Here is a 19,677-nt window from a genome sequence, read left to right as displayed (position 1 = left end):
TTCTTTTTTTAAAGCTTACGAAACGGCGATAGCATAAAGGCAGGTACAAATTGTCCAAATCCAATAACAGGTGTATCGTTATCAATTAATGCATGTGTTAGGGGAATACGTGGAGCAACTTCAATCAAATTCTTATTATCCGCCTTTCTAGATTTGGTTTTTTGTTGACGAGAATTTTTATTTTTAACCAATTTCTTATCTGTTGAATTATCTGTTTCTTTAGAGGTATTCATAAAATCGTTAATATCAAGAACGGGAATGGTTTCATTTATAAGTTTTTCAATATTTACAATTAACTCTTTTTCCTCAAGTGTTGCAAGGCTATAAGCATAACCCGTTTTTTCCGCTCTTCCTGTTCTTCCAATTCGATGTACGTAATCTTCGGGTTGAAGAGGTATATCAAAGTTGAAAACGTGCGTTAGATTTTCAACATCTATCCCTCGTGCGGCAATATCAGAACAAACGAGGAACTGAATTTTTCCATTTTTAAAATCTTCCATCGTTTGGGTTCGATGATGTTGTGCGATATCACCATGAAGAGAGGCACTTTTGAAATCATGTTTCTTCAGGGAACGAGTTAAAATGTCAACATCTTTTTTTCTATTACAGAAAATTATCGCATTTTTTACATTTTTCTGCTGTAAAAGAGTGCGTAAAATTTTTCTTTTTTTGTTATCAGGAACGATGATAACTTTCGATTCAATAGTTGAGGCTACTGATGAAGGTGGTGAAATAGATATTTCAATTGGATCTACAAGAAAAGAATTTGTCAATCTTTTGATTTCTGGGGGCATCGTAGCTGACAAAAGCAGGGTTTGTTTTTGTTGGGGTAAATAGGAAACAATTTTTTCAATGTCTGGGATGAAACCCATATCGAGCATACGATCTGCCTCATCAATGACGAGTATCTGAATCTGATTGAGTAAAATTGCTCCCTGACCAAACAAATCAATCAATCGACCCGGTGTTGCAATAATAATATCGGTTCCACGTCGAAGATTTTCTTTCTGTTCAGACTGACTTTCGCCACCAACGAGTAAACTATGGGAAAATTTTACATATTTATTATATAGTTTCAGATTATCTGCAACCTGAAGTGCCAATTCACGAGTGGGTTCTAGAATTAAAGCGCGTGGCATTCTTGCACGTCCCTTGGACTGGGAAAGCATCTCGAGAATTGGTAATGTGAAAGAGACGGTTTTACCGGTACCGGTTCTGGCTATCCCAACGATATCTTTTTTTTGCAAAGCCATGGGAATGACAGCTGCCTGAATTTCCGTAGGCTTGTCAAATCCTATTTTATCAATGGCTGACAAAATTGAGGGAGACAATTTGAGTTGTTCAAAAGTCTCAATTTTTTCAATCTCAAGATTTGTAGATGTATTGTTGTCAATTAATTTGTTTTTTTGTATATGAGAAGGCAAAATAAAACTTACCATTAACACTTAAAAATAATAAAAATAGCTTATTCATTTATATAATAAGAATATTGTAATTAATCAATATACTTATTTTGTTGTGAAATAGAATAACTAATAATAATTTCATTAAAAATTTAATAATAAAATATCTATTATTCCCAAAAATATAATTAATTTGAAAATATTACAAATTTTATTATAAAGATCAGCCTTTGGTCGTATAGATCGGTTTGCTTTTTGATAGGCTGACGTAAAACTATATAGATGGAAAATTATCATTAGAATAGTGGTAATTATAGCTGCATAACCAGACCAGTTTACAGTTTTGTCAAAATAGTGGTGAATAAAAAGAATCAATTGACAAATCAGGATGGCAAAAGCGTTAAAACCATTAAGTTGATAAATTCTTTTCAGGTTTTGCAATAATACGGAAGATTTGAGTGTTTTATCAAGTAATCCCACTGATGATTGAACACTCAGACAATAAAAAAATATACTTCCGATCCATATGGAAAGAGCAATAGAGTTAATCGAAGTGATAATTCCCCAATAAAAATTCATATGAGCCATACTAATTCCCTAGATATTGTGGTTTCGATAGATTAAATCCGTCTTATCATTGACGTGATGATTGTTAAAATCATTCATGTCAAATAAAGGCAAAAAAAGCAATTTTTCTTTATAGTTTGTCATATTATAATAATTCGTAGTTATAATTATAAGTGATATACTTAATTCATCACATTGAAAGATATATCATTATGCAATTAAAAAATGAAAAAACTAATTTGCTTCTGATAAATCCAGAAGTAATGAATCAGGTTGACAAGATCGCAATGCAATATTTGCCTGTCTTAACTTTGATGGAAAATGCTGGATTAGCCGTTGCACGGGCAATTATGCAATTTTATAAACCTTGTAAAATACTTGTTTTATGCGGTCCTGGAAATAATGGAGGTGATGGATATGTCGTGGCACACATACTTGCCAATGAGGGATGGCCAGTTAAGGTTGCCTCTTTGAAATCTCCAGAAAAGGGAACTGATGCTTACAAGGCTTTTGTTCAATGGAATGGAGATAAAACTGATTTTAATATTCAATCTGTGAGGGATGCAGATTTAGTTGTGGATGCTGTTTTTGGTGCGGGATTATCTCGTGACATTGATGATCATATAAGTTCAGTGTTGAAAGCTGCAGATCATCTTGTTGCCATAGACATGCCCTCTGGTGTTGATGGCAAGACGGGTATAATTAGAGGTTATGCTCCCCACGCTGAATTGACCGTAACGTTTTGTAGAGCCAAAGCGGGACATTATCTTTTACCTGGACGAGAATATATAGGTAAACTTGTTATTGCAAATATAGGTATACCAGAAAATATATTGTCAGAGCTATCAATAAATACCTGGTTGAACGAACCGGGATTATGGGAACTTCCAATTGCAGACGTTGAAGATTATAAATATCATCGTGGCATTGTAAATGTTGTGGGAGGGGGAACGGTAACAGGAGCCGCTCGTTTATCAGCATTAGCAGCTTCTTCCTGCGGGGCTGGATTGGTGCATATCTTTGCCTTTGGTAGCCGTGATTTATATTTGTTAACTTCACCCTGTTTTATGGTTGATGAGGGTGACTTCACTGATACCTTACAGGATAAACGAAGAAAAGTCTGGGTATGCGGGCCTGGTCTGACAGAAGATGAGGTTAAAATATCCCTAACAAATTTAATCAAGACAAATAAAACGATTGTTGCCGATGCAAGCGCTTTGACAAAAGAAAATTTTGATTTGTTGAAACAATGTGCCGTTATTACGCCTCACATAGGTGAATTTAAACGGATATTTGGTGATTTTAAAGATTGCCGGATTGAAGCGGTTAAAAAGGCAGCTAGTATTCTTAATACAGTGGTCATTCTCAAAGGTCCGGATACATTAATAGCTTCTCCCGATGGCAGGGTAGCGGTCAATTGTCATGCAAATGCACGATTGGCGACAGCAGGATCTGGGGATGTACTAACGGGAGTCATCGCGACTTTGCTTGCGTGTGGTATGGAGGTATGGGAAGCGTCTTGTGCCGCGGTCTGGATTCATGGAGAGGCAGCTTTTTTACATAACAACTCTTGGCCTAATGCAATGGACTTAATTCACAATCTTGGCAAGGCGAGAGATAATGGTCGATATCACGTGGAAAAATGAAAATAAGAAAAATTGAGTTTTGTTAAAAAAATTGTTGCCCTGCGATAGATAGTGCGTTAAATAGAAAAACTTCAATGCACAGACGTGCGGATGTGGTGAAATTGGTAGACACGCTAGACTTAGAATCTAGTGGCGCAAGTCGTGGGGGTTCAAGTCCCTCCATCCGCACCAAAAACGTATGATGTTAATTCCATATGATTTTTGTGATCTGGCTGTTAAAGTGATATAAATTAATGTTAATTCTGAAACGCTCTATAATATTAGGGTAAAATTTAATTTAGACCGAGAGGATGGCCTGGCTGATGCAGGTTACTGAAACGCTTTCTGAAAGCTTAAAACGCGGCTTCAAAATCATTATTGAAGAAAAACAACTCGCTGAAACGAGAAATCAACGATTAACAAAACTTGGACACGAGATGAATATTCCTGGTTTCAGGCCGGGAAAAGTGCCATTAACGATTGTTGAGCAACGTTATGGAGAATCTGTTCAGAATGAGGTTGTCAATGAGGCGATTTCAAATGCAGTCAGAGATACATTGAGTGAAAGAGGTCTGCGACCTGCCCGTCAACCATCGGTCAATCTCAAAGAGGGTTATAAAAAGGGGGATGATCTGGAATTCACTTTTGAAGTTGAATTGATTCCAGACTTTGAAATTCCAGATCTTAAAGATATTCATTTGACTCGCTTAAAAGCCAAGCCAGATGAAAAATCGCTTAAATCTGCTTTTGACACAATTGCCCAACGGCAACGTGAATTTAAGGCTATTGATGAAAAGCGGCCTGCTAAATCCGGTGATGTTCTGTCTGTTGATTTTGTGGGTAAGGTTGAAGGCGTAGCTTTTGAGAATGGCACTGCAGAGAATGTTGATGTTGAAATTGGTGGTAAGGGGTTTATTCCGGGATTTGCAGAACAGATTGAAGGAATGACACCAGGAGAGGAAAAAGTAATAACGGTTACTTTCCCTGAAAACTATCAGGCTGCCAATTTGGCTGGCAAGGAGGCAACATTCGATATCAAGGCAAAAACCTTAAAAGAGGCTATTGTTCCTGAAGTGAACGATGAATTTGCAACCAAACTCGGATTTGAAAATTTAGATAAACTAAAAGAAGCTGTTGAAAAGCAAATTGTTGCTGAATATGATCAAATGTCCCGTTTGAGATTGAAACGTGATATTTTGGATGTGTTGGCTGGGAAAGTTAATTTTGAATTGCCTGAAGGATTGGTTGATACAGAATTCAAGCAAATTTGGCAGCGTATTGAAAATGACCGTAAAAATGATCTTCTTGATGAAGAAGACAAGAACAAAGACGAGGAAACTTTAAAGGCAGATTATCGCAAAATTGCAGAAAGACGTGTTCGCCTTGGATTGCTGGTTGTTGAAATTGGAAGAGTTAATTCGATAACAATTAATGAAGACGAACTTTTTCAGGCGATGCGGGACAAGGCAATGCGTTATCCGGGACAAGAAAAAGAAGTTATGGAATTTTTCCAGAAAAATCCGCAGGCTGTCGAATCTATTCGCGGTCCACTTTACGAGAATAAAGTTCTTGATTATATTACAGAGCTTGCCACGGTAGAGGATAAAGAGGTGAGTTCGGAAGAGCTCTCTAAGATGCCCACTGTTAAGATTTAGGAATTTCATAGATTTTGGTATTGGGAATGTCTGGAAATTTTTCCAGACATTCTTTTTTTGGAAAATTGAATTCTATCTTATTTTTGTTGTATTTATTTTCTTAAATTGAATAAATATACTATTATTTAATCAAACATAAATTTGGGAAGAAAATTAATGAGAGATTTCAAGTCTCTGGAAATATATGATAATACACTTGTTCCAATGGTTGTTGAACAAACGTCCAGAGGGGAACGTGCTTTTGATATTTATTCTCGTCTGCTTAAGGAAAGAATCATTTTTCTCACGGGTCCTGTATATGATCAAGTTGCATCTTTGATTTCTGCTCAGTTATTATATTTAGAAAGTGTAAATCCAAAAAAAGAAATTTCTTTCTATATCAACAGCCCTGGTGGTGTAGTATCGGCTGGTTTGGCAATTTATGATACGATGCAATATATACGTTGTCCTGTGAATACTGTCTGCATTGGTCAAGCTGCCTCAATGGGATCATTACTTTTATGTGGAGGTGAATCCAATAATCGATTTGCCTTGCCCAATGCGAGAATTATGGTTCATCAGCCTTCTGGTGGTGCGCAAGGTCAGGCAAGCGATATAGAAATTCAGGCCAAAGAAATATTGGAAATACGTAAAAAGCTTAACGAGATTTATAAATTGCATACCGGAAGAACACTAGAGGAAATTGAACAACGTCTTGAAAGAGACAGTTATATGTCACCTGAAGAGGCTAGGGATTTTGGTATAATTGATAAGGTAGTTCAAAATCGTAATGCAGATTTGTTAAAAGAAAGTGACAAATAGTCATAATATTATTATAAGATTTCTTTAAAAATTATCTTATTTAACTAAATAATTTATATAATGATATTTACTGGTTGGTATTTCTGACCCTGACTTTAATTGGGGGTGAAGGTTAAAATGACTGATAATAAAAAAGATTCAAAAAATGCATTATATTGCTCCTTTTGCGGGAAATCACAGCATGAGGTGCGTAAATTAATCGCAGGTCCAACCGTATTTATTTGCGATGAATGTGTCGAATTATGTATGGATATTGTGCGTGAAGAGAATAAAACGCAAATAGCAAAAAAACAAGGCAATCTACCCACTCCTAAAGAAATTTGTAAAATTTTGGATGATTATGTTATAGGACAGACAGACGCAAAAAAGGTTTTGTCCGTTGCTGTTCATAATCATTATAAACGGTTAAACCAGATCGATAAAGCTGGTGATGTGGAGATAGCTAAATCCAATATTCTGCTTATTGGACCAACCGGAACCGGTAAAACCTTGTTGGCCCAAACTCTTGCACGAATTCTGGATGTTCCTTTTACAATGGCAGATGCAACAACCCTGACCGAGGCAGGATATGTTGGTGAAGATGTCGAAAACATATTATTGAAATTGTTACAGGCTGCAGATTATAACGTGGAACGGGTGCAGCGGGGTATCGTTTACATTGATGAAATTGATAAAATTTCACGTAAATCCGATAATCCTTCAATTACAAGGGATGTAAGTGGCGAAGGTGTTCAGCAAGCTCTTCTTAAGATTATGGAAGGTACTGTTGCATCTGTTCCTCCTCAAGGAGGACGAAAACATCCGCAACAGGAATTCCTGCAAGTGGATACTACGAATATTCTCTTTATTTGTGGTGGTGCATTTGCAGGTTTGGATAAAATCATTAGTGATAGGAGTGTAGGGTACACGATTGGATTTGGTGCAGATGTAAATTCACAAGATCATAAAGAAGTTGGGAAATTGTTTCGACAGATGGAACCCGAAGATTTGATTAAATTCGGGTTAATTCCTGAATTTATTGGAAGATTGCCCGTAATCGCTACACTTGATGATCTTGATCAAAAAGCCTTGATGAAGATACTGACTGAGCCAAAAAATGCTCTAGTAAAACAATATCAAAAACTGTTTGAAATGGAGAACGTGAAATTGCAATTTACAGAAGAAGCTATTCAGGAAATTGCTAATAAGGCCATTGAACGACAGACAGGTGCGCGTGGGTTGCGTTCAATTCTGGAAGATATTCTTTTGTCGACAATGTATGAATTGCCAGATCTTAAAGGGGTAAGCAAAGTTGTCATTAATAAAGAGGTGATTAACCATAAAGAGGAACCGGTTTATGTTTATGAGGAGATATCCCCTCATAAAGAACAAACTGCATAAACACTTATTGTTTTATGGAAAAGACTCTTTTAAAAGGGTCTTTTTTATTATTATCAAAAAAGGTTGAGAAATATCTTATTTTTGATGTAAATTTTTTTTATATTAATTTATTATCTGTAATAAATCTTGATATTTAGGATTGTTTTTTACTCATAAAGGTTCAGAATAATTAATTCTGTTTATTACTTTAAAAAAAATTAATACACTGCATATATAATATTAAGATTGTAATCTTATAGAATGTGCCATCCTGGGCATTCTTACAGGATCGTCCATATAAGGAGGTCATAAATTTATGACAGAAAAGAAAATTGAATCCGAAATCTCTGAAGAAAAAGAGAAGGATGCCAATAAAGACCAAGAAATAAGACAGCCCAATATTATGGCTGTTCTACCGTTAAGGGATATTGTTGTATTTCCATATATGATTGTACCTTTATTTGTAGGGCGAGAAAAATCGGTCTGCGCTTTAGAGGAAGTTACAAAAAATCATTCAAAAATATTGCTTGTTTCCCAAAAAGATGCTTCAGTTGAAGATCCTACGGAAAAGGATGTTTATTCATTTGGAACAATTGCAACTATTTTACAGTTGTTAAAATTACCTGATGGAACAGTAAAGGTATTGGTAGAGGGTATTCAACGTGCCAAGGTCAAGAAATTTATTGATCATGAAGCTTTTTTTGAGGCAGAGGTTGAGCTTATTGAAGAAACGGAGAATGATGACAAGGAGATTAATGTCTTAAAAAGAACAATGACTAATCAGTTTGAGCAATATGTTAAACTGAACAAGTCAATCGCGCCTGAAGTTCTGGTAGCTGTCAATCAAATTGAAAATTCTTCCAAGGCTATAGATACAATTACAAGCCATCTTAATCTTAAAGTTTCTGAAAAACAGGAAATACTTGAAACGGTTGATTTGAAAAAACGCTTGGAAAAACTTCTTGAACATTTGGAAACAGAAGTTGGAGTATTGCAAGTTGAAAAGCGTATACGAAATCGTGTTAAAAAACAGATGGAGAAGACACAGCGCGAATATTATTTGAATGAGCAGTTAAAGGCTATTCAAAAAGAATTGGGCGAGGGCGAAGACGGTAAAGATGAGTTGACAGAATTAGAAGACAAGATAAAAAAACTTCGCTTAACCAAGGAAGCTCGTGACAAGGCATTATCTGATCTTAAAAAATTACGCGGGATGAGTCCGATGTCTGCAGAGGCAACCGTTGTACGTAATTATTTAGACTGGATTGTAGGTTTGCCTTGGAAAAAACGTTCCAAAATTTCCAAGAATCTAAAAAAAGCGGAGGAAATTTTAAACCACGATCATTATGGACTGGAAAAGGTAAAGGAAAGAATTCTTGAATATCTTGCTGTTCAAATCCGCTCTTCCAAACTTAAAGGTCCAATTTTATGCCTTGTTGGACCACCAGGTGTTGGTAAAACATCCCTTGCCCGTTCTATAGCCAAGGCAACGGGACGTGAATATGTTCGTATGTCCTTGGGGGGTGTACGCGATGAAGCCGAGATTCGTGGACATCGTCGAACATATATTGGTGCAATGCCCGGTAAAATTATTCAGGGAATGAAAAAGGCTGGGACTTCTAATCCTTTATTCTTACTGGACGAAATTGATAAACTTGGAGCAGACTGGCGCGGAGATCCAGCTTCCGCTCTTTTGGAAGTTCTTGATCCTGAACAGAATTCCACGTTTGTAGATCATTATCTAGAAGTCGATTATGATCTTTCTGATGTAATGTTCATTACAACGGCAAATAGTTTCAATATGCCACAACCTTTATTGGATCGTATGGAAATTATCCGCATTGCCGGTTATACAGAAGATGAGAAGGTTCAGATCGCCTGTCAGCATTTGATCAAGAAGGAGGGGGAATCTCATAGTCTTAAACCTACAGAATGGTCAATTGATGATGAGGTTTTGCGTGAACTTGTCCGCACATATACCCGTGAGGCAGGTGTACGTAATCTTGAACGAGAGATAGCGAAAATTGCTCGTAAAATTGTCAAGAAGATCGTTTCTGGAGAATGTGACCATGTAAAGATCACGTTGGATAATCTGGAGGATTATGTCGGGGTTAAACGGTATTTTTATGGTGAAAGTGAAGAACGCGATATTATAGGTGTCGTAACTGGACTTGCGTGGACAGAAGTAGGTGGTGACATTCTTCATATAGAAAGTGTTATGGTTCCAGGCAAGGGGCATATAAAGATAACCGGGAAGCTTGGCGAGGTAATGCAGGAAAGTGTATCTGCAGCCTTATCTTATGTAAAAAGTCGAGCTTTACAATTTGGAATACATCCTGACTTGTTTGAAAAGCATGATATACATGTTCATGTTCCTGAGGGTGCAACCCCAAAGGATGGACCATCTGCTGGTGTTGCGATGGCAACCAGTATTGTCAGCATTATGACAGGTATTCCTGTTCGTAAGGATATAGCCATGACAGGGGAAATCACTTTGCGGGGCAGGGTTTTACCTATAGGCGGTCTTAAGGAAAAATTGCTTGCTGCATTGCGTGCAGGAGTTAAGAAAGTTTTCATTCCTCAAGAAAATGAAAGGGATTTGGTGGAAATACCCGATAATGTCAAATCAAATCTGACAATTGTTCCGGTTAAAATGGTAGATGATGTTATTCATCAAGCATTGATTAGACCCTACGAATCTATTGAGCTAGAGGAAACCTCTGCACCAGTAATTGCGAAAAAAAGTAATGTTTCATCAAAAAAACAGCTGGCACATTAAATAATGTGGTGATATTGCAACCAAAAATAGAATAAATGTATTAAAATAACTATTGAAGTCCTTGAACGGTTGACGTTCTTGAAAAGTGCTTCAATAGTTTAAGATATGGATGTAATATCCATTAGCAGTTAAATTTAGTCTGTGATTATTATAGAAAGAAAAAAGAATGGAAAAACCTCTAAATAAACAAGAACTTGTTGCCGCTGTTGCTGAAAAAACAGAATTGTCAAAAGCTAAATCAGGTGAGGTTATTGATGCAGTATTGAGTACTATTGAAGAAACACTTGCAAAAAAACAAGAGGTTCGCCTTGTAGGTTTTGGCAGTTTCGTCACTGCTCATCGTAAAGCAGCCAAAGGGCGTAACCCACGTACAGGTGAAGAAATCAAGATTCCAGCATCTACTTCAGTACGTTTTAAACCTGGTAAATTGTTAAAAGAAGCTGTTAGTAAATAATTTTAAAAAAAAGTTCATTTTTTTTGAAAAAATGACTGGACAACACAACGGCTTCAGTGTTAAGAAGTCGTTGTTCCGGTAAACGGAGCGGGCGATTAGCTCAGTTGGTAGAGCATCTCGTTTACACCGAGAGGGTCGGCAGTTCGAGCCTGTCATCGCCCACCATAAATTAATGTTTTATTAAATATTAATATTGACAAAATATTAAAGAGCTTTTAGAAAAGCTTCATATAATGCGCGGGTGTAGCTCAGTTTGGTTAGAGCGCCGGCCTGTCACGCCGGAGGTCGCGGGTTCGAGCCCCGTCACTCGCGCCATTTAATTTATAGTATAATGGCACAATAATAGAAAATCACTAAAATTTTCATCAAAATAATTTGTTTCATCAAATTTATTAAAATAATCAATAAAAATCAATATATTTAATATTAACAGTGTAATTCTTTTTTTTCTTTGATATAAAGAATTGAGTTCATTTTTGATAAATGATTTAATTTTCTATAAAAAATTAAAGAGTATTAGCCATGCAGGCAATTTTAAACAGTTATTTACCCGTGTTAATATTTGGGATTATTTCTTTAATAATTGCGGTTGCAATGTTGGGTGCGGCATTATTTTGTGCAAAACAAAAACCATATGCTGAAAAGATAACGCCTTATGAGTGCGGATTTCCGGCATTTGAAAATGCACGTCATATGTTTGACGTGCGCTATTATTTGGTGGGAATATTATTCACGATATTTGATCTGGAAATGGTGTTTCTGTTTCCATGGGCTTTGACCCTGTCTAAAACTGGCATGTTCGGTTTTTTCTCTATGGTTGTATTTCTTTTAGTCCTGACCATAGGTTTCGCGTATGAATGGTGCAAAGGTGCACTGGAATGGGATTAAGTAAAAATAAGTCCATTGTCGGTTAAAACGAGTAGATAATGAATATAAAAATAACAAATAAATCTGATCCTGATCAGATTTACTGGAATCAAGAAACGTTACCTCCTGGATCTGAACAGGATGCAGTTATTAAAGGAATAACGGGGGCAATTTCAAATAAAGGTTTTGTTGTTGCCAAGCTTGACCAATTAATCAATTGGGGAAGAACTGGCAGTCTTTGGCCAATGACATTTGGGTTGGCTTGTTGTGCTGTTGAAATGATTCATGCCTATATGCCACGTTATGATTTGGATCGTATGGGGGTTGTTCCAATGGGATCGCCCAGACAGGCAGATGTCATGCTTGTGGCTGGTACGGTAACGAATAAAATGGCACCTGCTTTACGTCGATTATATGACCAGATGTCAGAACCAAGATGGGTTCTTTCAATGGGATCCTGTGCAAATGGTGGGGGATATTATCATTATTCCTATTCAGTCGTAAGGGGATGTGATCGTATTGTCCCTGTAGATGTTTATGTACCCGGGTGTCCGCCAACCGCTGAGGCATTGATTTATGGTATTATGTTGTTGAAAAAGAAAATTAAGCGTACAGGGACAATTCTTCGTGGTTAATTTTACAGAAAATTCAAAAAAAAGAACTTTAAGTCAAAAAGCAAATTTGCAGGCGATTGGCATGATGCTCATGTCTTCGTCAAATGGCGTTGCCAAGGCTGAGTTTGATCACGATGAACTAATCATATTGGTTAAACTCAACTGTTTGCTTGATGTGTTAATTCTGCTTAAAAATCATCCCATTTGCAAATTCGAACAATTGATGGATTTGTGCGGTGTTGATTATCCCTACCGTCAAAAAAGATTTGATGTTGTCTATAATCTTTTATCTGTAACATTGAATCAGCGTATTCGTATCATTGTTCATACAGATGAAAAAGAACCGGTTCCCTCCGTTCATCATTTATGGAAAAATGCAACGTGGTGGGAACGTGAATGTTATGACATGTTCGGTGTATTATTTTCCGGACAGCCTGATTTGAGGCGCATTTTGACGGATTACGGATTTGATGGACATCCTTTGCGAAAGGATTTCCCTGTTACAGGATATGTAGAAGTTAGATATGATGCTGATCAAAATAAAGTAATTTATGAACCGGTCCATTTGACACAGGAGATGCGGGACTTTGATTTTGACTCACCCTGGGAAGGTATTGTAACACTTCCTGGTGACGAAAAGATTCATGAGAAGCGTCAAAATATTAAACCGTATTCTATATAGGATTAAACGGTAAAAGGATATTTGATGAGTGAAATTATACAAGAAGGGGTAACCGATAAAACATCACAGGTGAAATCTGAAATTTCTCAGAATATATCTCATGTTTTATCAGGTGATGCGCACACGATTAATTTTGGTCCACAACATCCTTCTGCTCATGGTGTGTTGCGTGTTGTAATGGAGTTAGAGGGTGAGGTTGTTAAAAGGGCAACTCCGCATATTGGTTTATTACATCGTGGAACAGAAAAATTACTGGAGCACAAGGCTTATCATAAGGGACTGCCTTATTTTGATCGTTTGGATTATGCCTCTCCAATGAGCGAGGAACATGCCTATGTTCTTGCTACAGAAAAATTGTTGGGGATTGATGTTCCCGATCGTGCAAAATGGATAAGAGTTCTGTTTGCCGAAATAACCCGTATATTAAATCATTTACTGAACGTGACTGCCATGGGTCTCGATTGTGGGGCGATGACACCTGCATTGTGGGCTTATGAAGAGCGCGAAAAATTAATGGAATTTTATGAAGGTGTATCTGGCGCCCGCTTTCATGCGAATTATTTTAGGCATGGGGGTGTGGCTAAGGATATGCCCGCAGGTATGGAAGAGAAAATTGGAAAATGGGTTAGAGATTTTCCAAAATTAATTGATGATATTGAAGGATTGTTAACAGAAAACCGTATCTGGAAACAGCGAACTGTTGGAATTGGAATCTGTACAACTGAAGATGCATTGTCATGGGGATTTTCTGGTCCATGTTTGCGAGCATCGGGAGTTGCATGGGATTTGCGGCGATCCCAACCCTATGATAATTATGATAAAGTTGATTTTAAAATTCCTGTTGCTCGGCAAGGGGATTGTTATGATCGGTATTTGATTCGTGTTGTTGAAATGCGCGAGAGCGCCAAAATAATTGAGCAATGCCTAAGCAAGATAAAACCTGGTCCAATTAAGACTGAAGATAATAAAATCTCACCTCCAAAACGTAAAGATATGAAACATTCAATGGAGGCATTGATTCATCATTTCAAACTTTATAGTGAAGGATTTCATGTTCCTGCAGGCACAACCTATACTGCTGTTGAAAGTCCAAAAGGTGAATTTGGGGTATATCTTGTGGCGGATGGCGGAAGCAAACCTTATCGTTGTAAAATACGTCCGACAGGTTTTTCGCATCTTCAAGCATTGGATGAATTATCCCATCGATATATGTTGGCTGACATGGTTGCAATTATTGGTTCGTTGGATTTGGTTTTTGGTGAAGTGGATAGATAGGGTGTAATGTCAGAAAGTAAAATGAATATTGAGCCATCTGACTTCACTTTTGATAAAGAAAGTGAAATGCAGATAGAGAAGGTGCTTGCAAAATATCCGACAGGGAGAAAAGCAAGTGCTGTTATACCTTTATTATATATCGTTCAAGATCAGATGAAACGTTTGACCAAAAGTGCTTGGGTGCCAAAGGCGGCCATGGCTGCTGTTGCAAAACGTCTGGAAATTGCGCCTGTGAGGGTATTTGAAATTGCCACATTTTATACAATGTTTAACCTCGAACCTATAGGGCAATATCATTTGCAAGTTTGTGGAACAACACCATGCTGGTTGAGGGGATCGGATGAAGTGGTTGAAGCCTGTAAAAAAGCGACAGGCATCAGGGAATTTGGTCAAACCAGTGAAGATGGATTGTTCACGCTTTCCGAGGTTGAATGTTTGGGTGCCTGTGCAAATGCGCCTATTCTACAGGTTGATCATGATTATTATGAAGACATGAATGGTCCAAAAACCATTGAGTTAATTAATGCATTGAGAAGAGGGGAAAAACCGCCTCCAGGATCTGCATTAAATCGTTTGAATTCGGCTCCTTTGCGTCAAGATCATTCCTTATCAGATAATTCAAAGGCCAAAAAACGATGCTAGAATCTAAAGACCGTATTTATGTCAATTTGCATGGTCAGGATGACTGGAAATTGGCTGGTGCTCGTAAACGGGGTGATTGGGATAATACCAAGGCTATTTTAGCTTTGGGACGTGAAAAAATCGTCAAAGAGGTAATAGATTCAGGGTTAAGGGGGCGTGGTGGCGCAGGTTTCTCTACAGGTCTAAAATGGTCGTTTATGCCCAAAGGGGATGGTCCCTTACCTCATTATCTGGTAATTAATGGGGATGAATCAGAGCCTGGCACTTGCAAGGACAGGGAAGTTTTACGTCATGAGCCTCATAAAATTGTTGAAGGTGCGTTGCTTGCCTCTTTTGCGATAGGCGCGCATGTTGCCTACATATATATTCGTGGTGAATATTACCATGAAGCCAACAGACTGCAAGTTGCCATTGACGAGGCATATGAAGCGGGATTGATCGGTAAAAATGCCTGTGGTAGTGGTTGGGATTTTGATTTTTATATTCATCGCGGTGCAGGCGCATATATTTGTGGTGAGGAAACAGCCCAGCTTGAAAGTCTCGAAGGCAAAAAGGGGCAGCCGCGTCTGAAGCCACCTTTCCCAGCGGGTAAGGGATTATATGGTTGTCCGACCACGATCAATAATGTTGAAAGCATTTCGGTAACCCCTACAATAATGCGTAGAGGAGCCGCTTGGTTTTCAAGTATAGGGCGTAAAAACAATACTGGTCCAAAACTAATGGCGATTTCGGGTCATATTCAAACCCCCTGTGTATTTGAAGAGGCATTGGGATTGCCCTTGAAGGAAATTATTGAATGTCATGGCGGGGGTGTACGTGGTGGATGGGATAACCTTTTAGCTGTTATTCCGGGTGGTACGTCAATGCCCATGCTGAACAAGGAAGTGTGTGATACCGTTATAATGGATTTTGACGGTATGCGTGAAGTTGGGTCCGGGTTGGGAACGGCTGGCATAGTTGTGATGGATAAGTCAACGGATCTTATTAGGGCGATTACACGTATTTCTCAGTTCTATAAACATGAAAGCTGTGGTCAGTGCACTCCATGTCGGGAAGGATCCAATTGGGTACTGAAGGTCATGAAGAGAATGACAGAGGGACGTGCAGAAATAGAAGAAATAGATATGTTGATGGATGTAACGAAACAGATTGAAAACACAACAATCTGTGCAATGGGTATGTCTGTTGCCTGGCCTGTGCAAGCATTAATTCGTAATTTTCGTCCAATGATGGAACAAAGAATTATGGATTATAAGAAAACCCATGGTGGTGCTGTTCAGGTCCAGGTGCCTGTTGGAACGCCGGTATTGGGTTAGGAAGGAATTATGGTAAAAGTTATCGTTGATGGTATTCCTGTGGATGTTCCCAATGGTTCTTCAGTATTACAGGCCTGTGAGGCAGCAGGAAAGGAAATCCCTCGCTTTTGTTATCATGAAAAACTTTCTGTGGCTGGAAACTGCAGAATGTGTATGGTTGAGATAACCGGTTCTCGTAAACCTTTGGTTTCATCATGCTCACAGCCAGTAATGAATGGAATGCAGGTTTTGACTGACACAGAAATGGTCAGGGCAGCGCGTCGCAGTACGATGGAATTGTTATTAATCAATCATCCCTTGGATTGTCCTATTTGCGACCAGGGTGGTGAATGTGATTTACAGGACCAGGCAGTAGGTTATGGACGTGAATGTTCACGATTCAGGGATGAAAAAAGGGCAGTTACTGATAAGTATCTCGGACCGTTGGTTCGCACTGTCATGACACGTTGCATTCAATGTACACGTTGTATTCGTTTTATGAATGAAATCGCTGGTACGGCAGAGCTTGGCGGAATCAACCGGGGTACCAATCTAGAAATCACCCCCTTTCTTGAAGAGGGTATCAATACAGAACTTTCAGGAAATCTTATTGATGTTTGCCCTGTTGGGGCTTTAACGGCCAAACCAACCGCGTTCCGTTACCGTTCGTGGGAACTGAAAAATACTGATTCAATTGATGTGATGGATTCTGTGGGAACGAATATAACTTTACAAGTGCGAGGAAGTGAGGTTTTGAGAATTCTCCCCCGTCAAAATGATGATGTTAATGAAAGTTGGCTTGCTGATAAGGGTCGTTTCTCTCTGGATGGTTTGAAACGGCGGCGTCTGGATCGACCATGGATAAGGAAAGAAGGCAAACTTGTCGAAACTTCATGGAATGAGGTGGTCCAGGTTGTTTCCCAAAAATTAAAATCTACGAAAAAAGAGCGTATAGGCGTCATTGCAGGGGATTTATGTGATGCAGAAAGCATGTTCACATTAAAAAATTTGATGAACGATCTTGGAGTCAGCAATTTAGATTGTCGTCAAGATGGGGCATATTACGATACCTCTTATCGTGGACATTATGTTTTCAATAGTACAATTGCAGGAATTGAGCAGGCTGATGCTTTATTGATGATAGGTGCTTTTCCACGTCAAGAGGCACCTGTGTTGAATGCCCGTATTCGTAAAAGATGGTTGTCTCTTACCGAACAATTCCCAATTGCATTTATAGGTGAACTTATTGATGATCCTACGTATAAAATTGAGAATTTAGGAGAGAATCCAACTTTAATTGATTCATTGTTACGAAATGAGCTTGCCTTTAACGAAATTTTGAATAATGCGAAACGCCCAATGATTATTATTGGACACGGGGCATTGGTTCGTGAAGATGCAAAATTAATATTTGAAAAAACCTTGGCTTTGGCTCATAAAATTGGTGCCGTAACCGAAAATTGGAATGGATTCAATGTCCTTCATCATGCAGCCGCTCGTGTTGCGGGTCTGGATATGGAATTTTATCCTAAATCGGATTCACAAGATGCACGCTCGATGGTTACGGGTGGCACAGATCTTTTGTGGTTGCTTGATGCAGATGAAATTGATCTTTCAAAATTGGCTGCCGATTGCTTTGTGATTTATCAGGGACATCATGGAGATCAGTCTGCCAAACGTGCTGATATTATTTTACCTGGAGCCGCTTATACAGAAAAATCAGGTATTTATGTTAATACTGAAGGCAGAATTCAGCAGGGTAACAGGGCGATTTTACCTCCTGGAAATGCCAAGGAAGATTGGAAAATTATTTCAGAAATTGCCCAATCAATGAATATTGATCTTCCTTATTCCAATTTATATGAGTTAAGAACTTGCCTGGCACAGGCCTATCCTGTATTTAAGGAAAAGGGAGTAGTTAGAAACCAGATGTGTTCTTCCATAAATATTTCAGAAAAAAACTTTGAAAAACAATCTTTTAGGGCGATTATTTCAGATTATTTCTTAACGAATTCAATCAGTCGAGCCAGCCTTACAATGCATGAATGTTCAAAAACACGTGGTGCCAATTCATCGGCAAAAGCTGCGGAGTGATATCATGGAACATTTCTTTATTCATACATTACTCGGATCAGTTATCCTGATTATATTAAAAACACTGGCACTATTGGTTCCAGTGCTTGTCGGTGTCGCTTATCTGACTTGGTTGGAACGTAAAGTTTTGGCTGCAATTATGCTTCGTAAAGGTCCAAATGTTGTTGGTCCTTTCGGTTTGCTGCAACCCTTTGCCGATGCGGTTAAAATGATTTTTAAGGAAACGATCATTCCTGCCAAGGCAAATCGGGTCTTGTTTTTTGTCGCGCCAATTCTAGTCTTTACATTGTCCCTATTCGCATGGGCGGTAATTCCCGTGAATGATGGTTGGGCTGTTGCAAATCTTAATATTGGTATCCTTTACCTATTGGCGATTTCCTCCTTGGGTGTTTACGGAACTTTGTTGGCCGGCTGGGCTTCGAATTCGAAATACTCTTTATTGGGGGCCATGCGTGCCACGGCACAGATGATATCATATGAAGTCTCAATTGGACTTGTTATCGTTTCCGTTCTGTTGCTTGTTGGTAGTGCAAATATGAACGATATTGTCCTGGCACAAAAACATGTCTGGTTTTTCCTGCCAATGTTTCCCATGTTCATTATTTTCTTTATTTCATGTTTAGCTGAAACCAATCGTCCACCTTTTGATTTTTCAGTTGGTGAAAGTGAACTGGTGGCAGGTTTTTTTGTGGAATATTCCTCAATGGCCTTCGGATTATTTTTTCTGGCTGAATATGGCAACATGATTTTGATGTCTGCAATTACCAGCATCATATTTTTAGGTGGATGGTTGCCACCCTTTGATTGTGTGCCGTTTACCTGGATACCTGCACCTTTCTGGATGATAATTAAAGTTTTATTTTGTCTATTCTGTTTTATATGGGTAAGAAGCGCGTTTCCAAGATACCGTTATGATCAGTTAATGCGATTAGGCTGGAAAATATTCTTACCCTTTTCATTAATATGGGTTGTGCTTACCGCTGCGTTTGTAATGGTAACCGGCGTAGGGATATATGGAGGAGCTGGTTAATGGGTTTTATTGATAGAACCGCACGGTCTTTTTTATTATCAGAATTGTTGACTGGACTTGGAATAACACTACGTTATTTCTTCAAACCGAAGGCAACAATCAATTATCCTTATGAAAAAAGTCCTCTTTCACCACGGTTTAGAGGGGAGCATGCCTTGCGTCGTTATGCCAATGGAGAAGAGCGTTGCATTGCGTGCAAATTGTGTGAGGCAACGTGTCCGGCTGAAGCAATTACCATTGAGGCTGAAGAGCGGAATGATGGTTCGAGAAGAACTACCCGGTATGATATAGATATGACAAAATGCATCTATTGCGGGTTATGTCAGGAAGCATGTCCTGTTGACGCGATTGTTCAAGGACCCAATTACGAATTCGCCACTGAAACCCGGGAAGAGTTGATGTACGACAAAAGCAAATTATTGTCTAATGGGGATCAATGGGAAAGTGCCTTGGCATTGAGACTGGAGCAGGATGCTCCATATCGGTGAGGCAGGAAACATTTAAAATGAATAAATTAATTTATATATCGGGTCTT

The 19,677-nt window shown here is 38.5% G+C and carries 17 protein-coding genes and 3 tRNA genes; 18 read left to right on the top strand and 2 right to left on the bottom strand.

The genetic code is table 11. The annotated features are described in order from the left end of the window. Positions 1–8 precede the first annotated feature (8 nt). Complete coding sequence (locus tag H3T44_RS04155) at positions 9–1,424, bottom strand: DEAD/DEAH box helicase (protein ID WP_232347511.1); 1,416 nt, start codon at positions 1,422–1,424, stop codon at positions 9–11. Positions 1,425–1,547: 123 nt separating this feature from the next. Then, a complete protein-coding gene (locus tag H3T44_RS04150) occupies positions 1,548–1,991 on the bottom strand; it encodes a hypothetical protein (RefSeq protein ID WP_198196222.1) in 444 nt (147 codons plus the stop codon). 191 nt (positions 1,992–2,182) lie between these two features. On the opposite strand from H3T44_RS04150, the gene H3T44_RS04145 reads away from it, so the two are divergent. From H3T44_RS04145 to nuoI, 18 genes are all read left to right on the top strand, one after another. After that, the gene (locus H3T44_RS04145; RefSeq protein ID WP_198196220.1) at positions 2,183–3,616 is read left to right on the top strand and encodes an NAD(P)H-hydrate dehydratase; all 1,434 of its coding nucleotides are present in this window, start codon (positions 2,183–2,185) and stop codon (positions 3,614–3,616) included. An 86-nt stretch (positions 3,617–3,702) separates the two neighbouring features. Beyond that, a tRNA-Leu gene (locus H3T44_RS04140) sits at positions 3,703–3,787 on the top strand. A 131-nt stretch (positions 3,788–3,918) separates the two neighbouring features. Further along, positions 3,919–5,250 carry a trigger factor gene (gene tig / locus H3T44_RS04135; protein WP_198196219.1) on the top strand — a complete coding sequence of 444 codons (1,332 nt, stop codon included), beginning with the start codon at positions 3,919–3,921 and terminating at the stop codon, positions 5,248–5,250. Positions 5,251–5,406: 156 nt separating this feature from the next. Then, entirely contained in the window at positions 5,407–6,051 is a 645-nt protein-coding gene (locus H3T44_RS04130) for an ATP-dependent Clp protease proteolytic subunit (RefSeq protein WP_198196218.1), read from the top strand. Positions 6,052–6,168: 117 nt separating this feature from the next. Next, positions 6,169–7,431 (top strand): ATP-dependent Clp protease ATP-binding subunit ClpX, encoded by a 1,263-nt coding sequence (clpX, locus tag H3T44_RS04125; protein ID WP_198196217.1) that lies wholly within the window; start codon positions 6,169–6,171, stop codon positions 7,429–7,431. A gap of 382 nt (positions 7,432–7,813) precedes the next feature. Beyond that, complete coding sequence (gene lon, locus H3T44_RS04120; protein ID WP_232342149.1) at positions 7,814–10,189, top strand: endopeptidase La; 2,376 nt, start codon at positions 7,814–7,816, stop codon at positions 10,187–10,189. A 166-nt stretch (positions 10,190–10,355) separates the two neighbouring features. Further along, on the top strand, positions 10,356–10,643 hold the full coding sequence (locus H3T44_RS04115; RefSeq protein ID WP_110438938.1) for an HU family DNA-binding protein: 288 nt from the start codon (positions 10,356–10,358) through the stop codon (positions 10,641–10,643). An 89-nt stretch (positions 10,644–10,732) separates the two neighbouring features. Next, positions 10,733–10,808, top strand: a tRNA-Val gene (locus tag H3T44_RS04110). Positions 10,809–10,880: 72 nt separating this feature from the next. Then, positions 10,881–10,958, top strand: a tRNA-Asp gene (locus tag H3T44_RS04105). Between the two features lie 207 nt (positions 10,959–11,165). Further along, positions 11,166–11,531: an NADH-quinone oxidoreductase subunit A gene (gene ndhC, locus H3T44_RS04100; RefSeq protein ID WP_122123496.1), complete on the top strand. Its 366-nt coding sequence runs from the start codon at positions 11,166–11,168 to the stop codon at positions 11,529–11,531. 38 nt (positions 11,532–11,569) lie between these two features. After that, a complete protein-coding gene (locus H3T44_RS04095; protein WP_155565358.1) occupies positions 11,570–12,145 on the top strand; it encodes an NADH-quinone oxidoreductase subunit B family protein in 576 nt (191 codons plus the stop codon). Further along, on the top strand, positions 12,138–12,806 hold the full coding sequence (locus tag H3T44_RS04090; RefSeq protein ID WP_370552723.1) for an NADH-quinone oxidoreductase subunit C: 669 nt from the start codon (positions 12,138–12,140) through the stop codon (positions 12,804–12,806). The genes H3T44_RS04095 and H3T44_RS04090 overlap by 8 nt, the downstream gene beginning before the upstream one ends. A gap of 24 nt (positions 12,807–12,830) precedes the next feature. Continuing rightward, positions 12,831–14,081, top strand: a complete 1,251-nt coding sequence (locus tag H3T44_RS04085; protein ID WP_198196216.1) for an NADH-quinone oxidoreductase subunit D — start codon at positions 12,831–12,833, stop codon at positions 14,079–14,081. Positions 14,082–14,087: 6 nt separating this feature from the next. Then, complete coding sequence (locus H3T44_RS04080) at positions 14,088–14,723, top strand: NAD(P)H-dependent oxidoreductase subunit E (protein ID WP_198196215.1); 636 nt, start codon at positions 14,088–14,090, stop codon at positions 14,721–14,723. Further along, the gene (gene nuoF / locus H3T44_RS04075; RefSeq protein WP_155580338.1) at positions 14,717–16,039 is read left to right on the top strand and encodes an NADH-quinone oxidoreductase subunit NuoF; all 1,323 of its coding nucleotides are present in this window, start codon (positions 14,717–14,719) and stop codon (positions 16,037–16,039) included. Before H3T44_RS04080 ends, nuoF begins: the two co-directional genes overlap by 7 nt. Positions 16,040–16,048: 9 nt before the next feature. Then, entirely contained in the window at positions 16,049–18,112 is a 2,064-nt protein-coding gene (nuoG, locus tag H3T44_RS04070) for an NADH-quinone oxidoreductase subunit NuoG (protein WP_198196214.1), read from the top strand. Positions 18,113–18,116: 4 nt separating this feature from the next. After that, a complete protein-coding gene (gene nuoH / locus H3T44_RS04065) occupies positions 18,117–19,142 on the top strand; it encodes an NADH-quinone oxidoreductase subunit NuoH (protein ID WP_155565363.1) in 1,026 nt (341 codons plus the stop codon). Next, a complete protein-coding gene (nuoI, locus tag H3T44_RS04060; protein WP_110438946.1) occupies positions 19,142–19,630 on the top strand; it encodes an NADH-quinone oxidoreductase subunit NuoI in 489 nt (162 codons plus the stop codon). The genes nuoH and nuoI overlap by 1 nt, the downstream gene beginning before the upstream one ends. Positions 19,631–19,677 lie beyond the last annotated feature (47 nt).

Origin of the sequence: Commensalibacter sp. M0355, from assembly GCF_016101365.1 — a bacterium.
In the GTDB taxonomy this organism is placed as follows: Bacteria; Pseudomonadota; Alphaproteobacteria; order Acetobacterales; family Acetobacteraceae; genus Commensalibacter; species Commensalibacter melissae.
The sequence above is the reverse complement of the archived record's forward strand: the minus strand, read 5'-3'. Positions and strand labels throughout refer to the sequence as shown.

What these genes read in the sequence shown, in the direction of transcription:
- H3T44_RS04150 (WP_198196222.1), bottom strand. Translation starts at nt 1,991, where the DNA reads ATGGCTCATATGAATTTTTATTGGGGAATTATCACTTCGATTAACTCT.
- H3T44_RS04145 (WP_198196220.1), top strand. Translation starts at nt 2,183, where the DNA reads ATGCAATTAAAAAATGAAAAAACTAATTTGCTTCTGATAAATCCAGAA.
- tig (WP_198196219.1), top strand. Translation starts at nt 3,919, where the DNA reads ATGCAGGTTACTGAAACGCTTTCTGAAAGCTTAAAACGCGGCTTCAAA.
- H3T44_RS04130 (WP_198196218.1), top strand. Translation starts at nt 5,407, where the DNA reads ATGAGAGATTTCAAGTCTCTGGAAATATATGATAATACACTTGTTCCA.
- clpX (WP_198196217.1), top strand. Translation starts at nt 6,169, where the DNA reads ATGACTGATAATAAAAAAGATTCAAAAAATGCATTATATTGCTCCTTT.
- lon (WP_232342149.1), top strand. Translation starts at nt 7,814, where the DNA reads ATGGCTGTTCTACCGTTAAGGGATATTGTTGTATTTCCATATATGATT.
- H3T44_RS04115 (WP_110438938.1), top strand. Translation starts at nt 10,356, where the DNA reads ATGGAAAAACCTCTAAATAAACAAGAACTTGTTGCCGCTGTTGCTGAA.
- ndhC (WP_122123496.1), top strand. Translation starts at nt 11,166, where the DNA reads ATGCAGGCAATTTTAAACAGTTATTTACCCGTGTTAATATTTGGGATT.
- H3T44_RS04095 (WP_155565358.1), top strand. Translation starts at nt 11,570, where the DNA reads ATGAATATAAAAATAACAAATAAATCTGATCCTGATCAGATTTACTGG.
- H3T44_RS04085 (WP_198196216.1), top strand. Translation starts at nt 12,831, where the DNA reads ATGAGTGAAATTATACAAGAAGGGGTAACCGATAAAACATCACAGGTG.
- H3T44_RS04080 (WP_198196215.1), top strand. Translation starts at nt 14,088, where the DNA reads ATGTCAGAAAGTAAAATGAATATTGAGCCATCTGACTTCACTTTTGAT.
- nuoF (WP_155580338.1), top strand. Translation starts at nt 14,717, where the DNA reads ATGCTAGAATCTAAAGACCGTATTTATGTCAATTTGCATGGTCAGGAT.
- nuoG (WP_198196214.1), top strand. Translation starts at nt 16,049, where the DNA reads ATGGTAAAAGTTATCGTTGATGGTATTCCTGTGGATGTTCCCAATGGT.
- nuoH (WP_155565363.1), top strand. Translation starts at nt 18,117, where the DNA reads ATGGAACATTTCTTTATTCATACATTACTCGGATCAGTTATCCTGATT.
- nuoI (WP_110438946.1), top strand. Translation starts at nt 19,142, where the DNA reads ATGGGTTTTATTGATAGAACCGCACGGTCTTTTTTATTATCAGAATTG.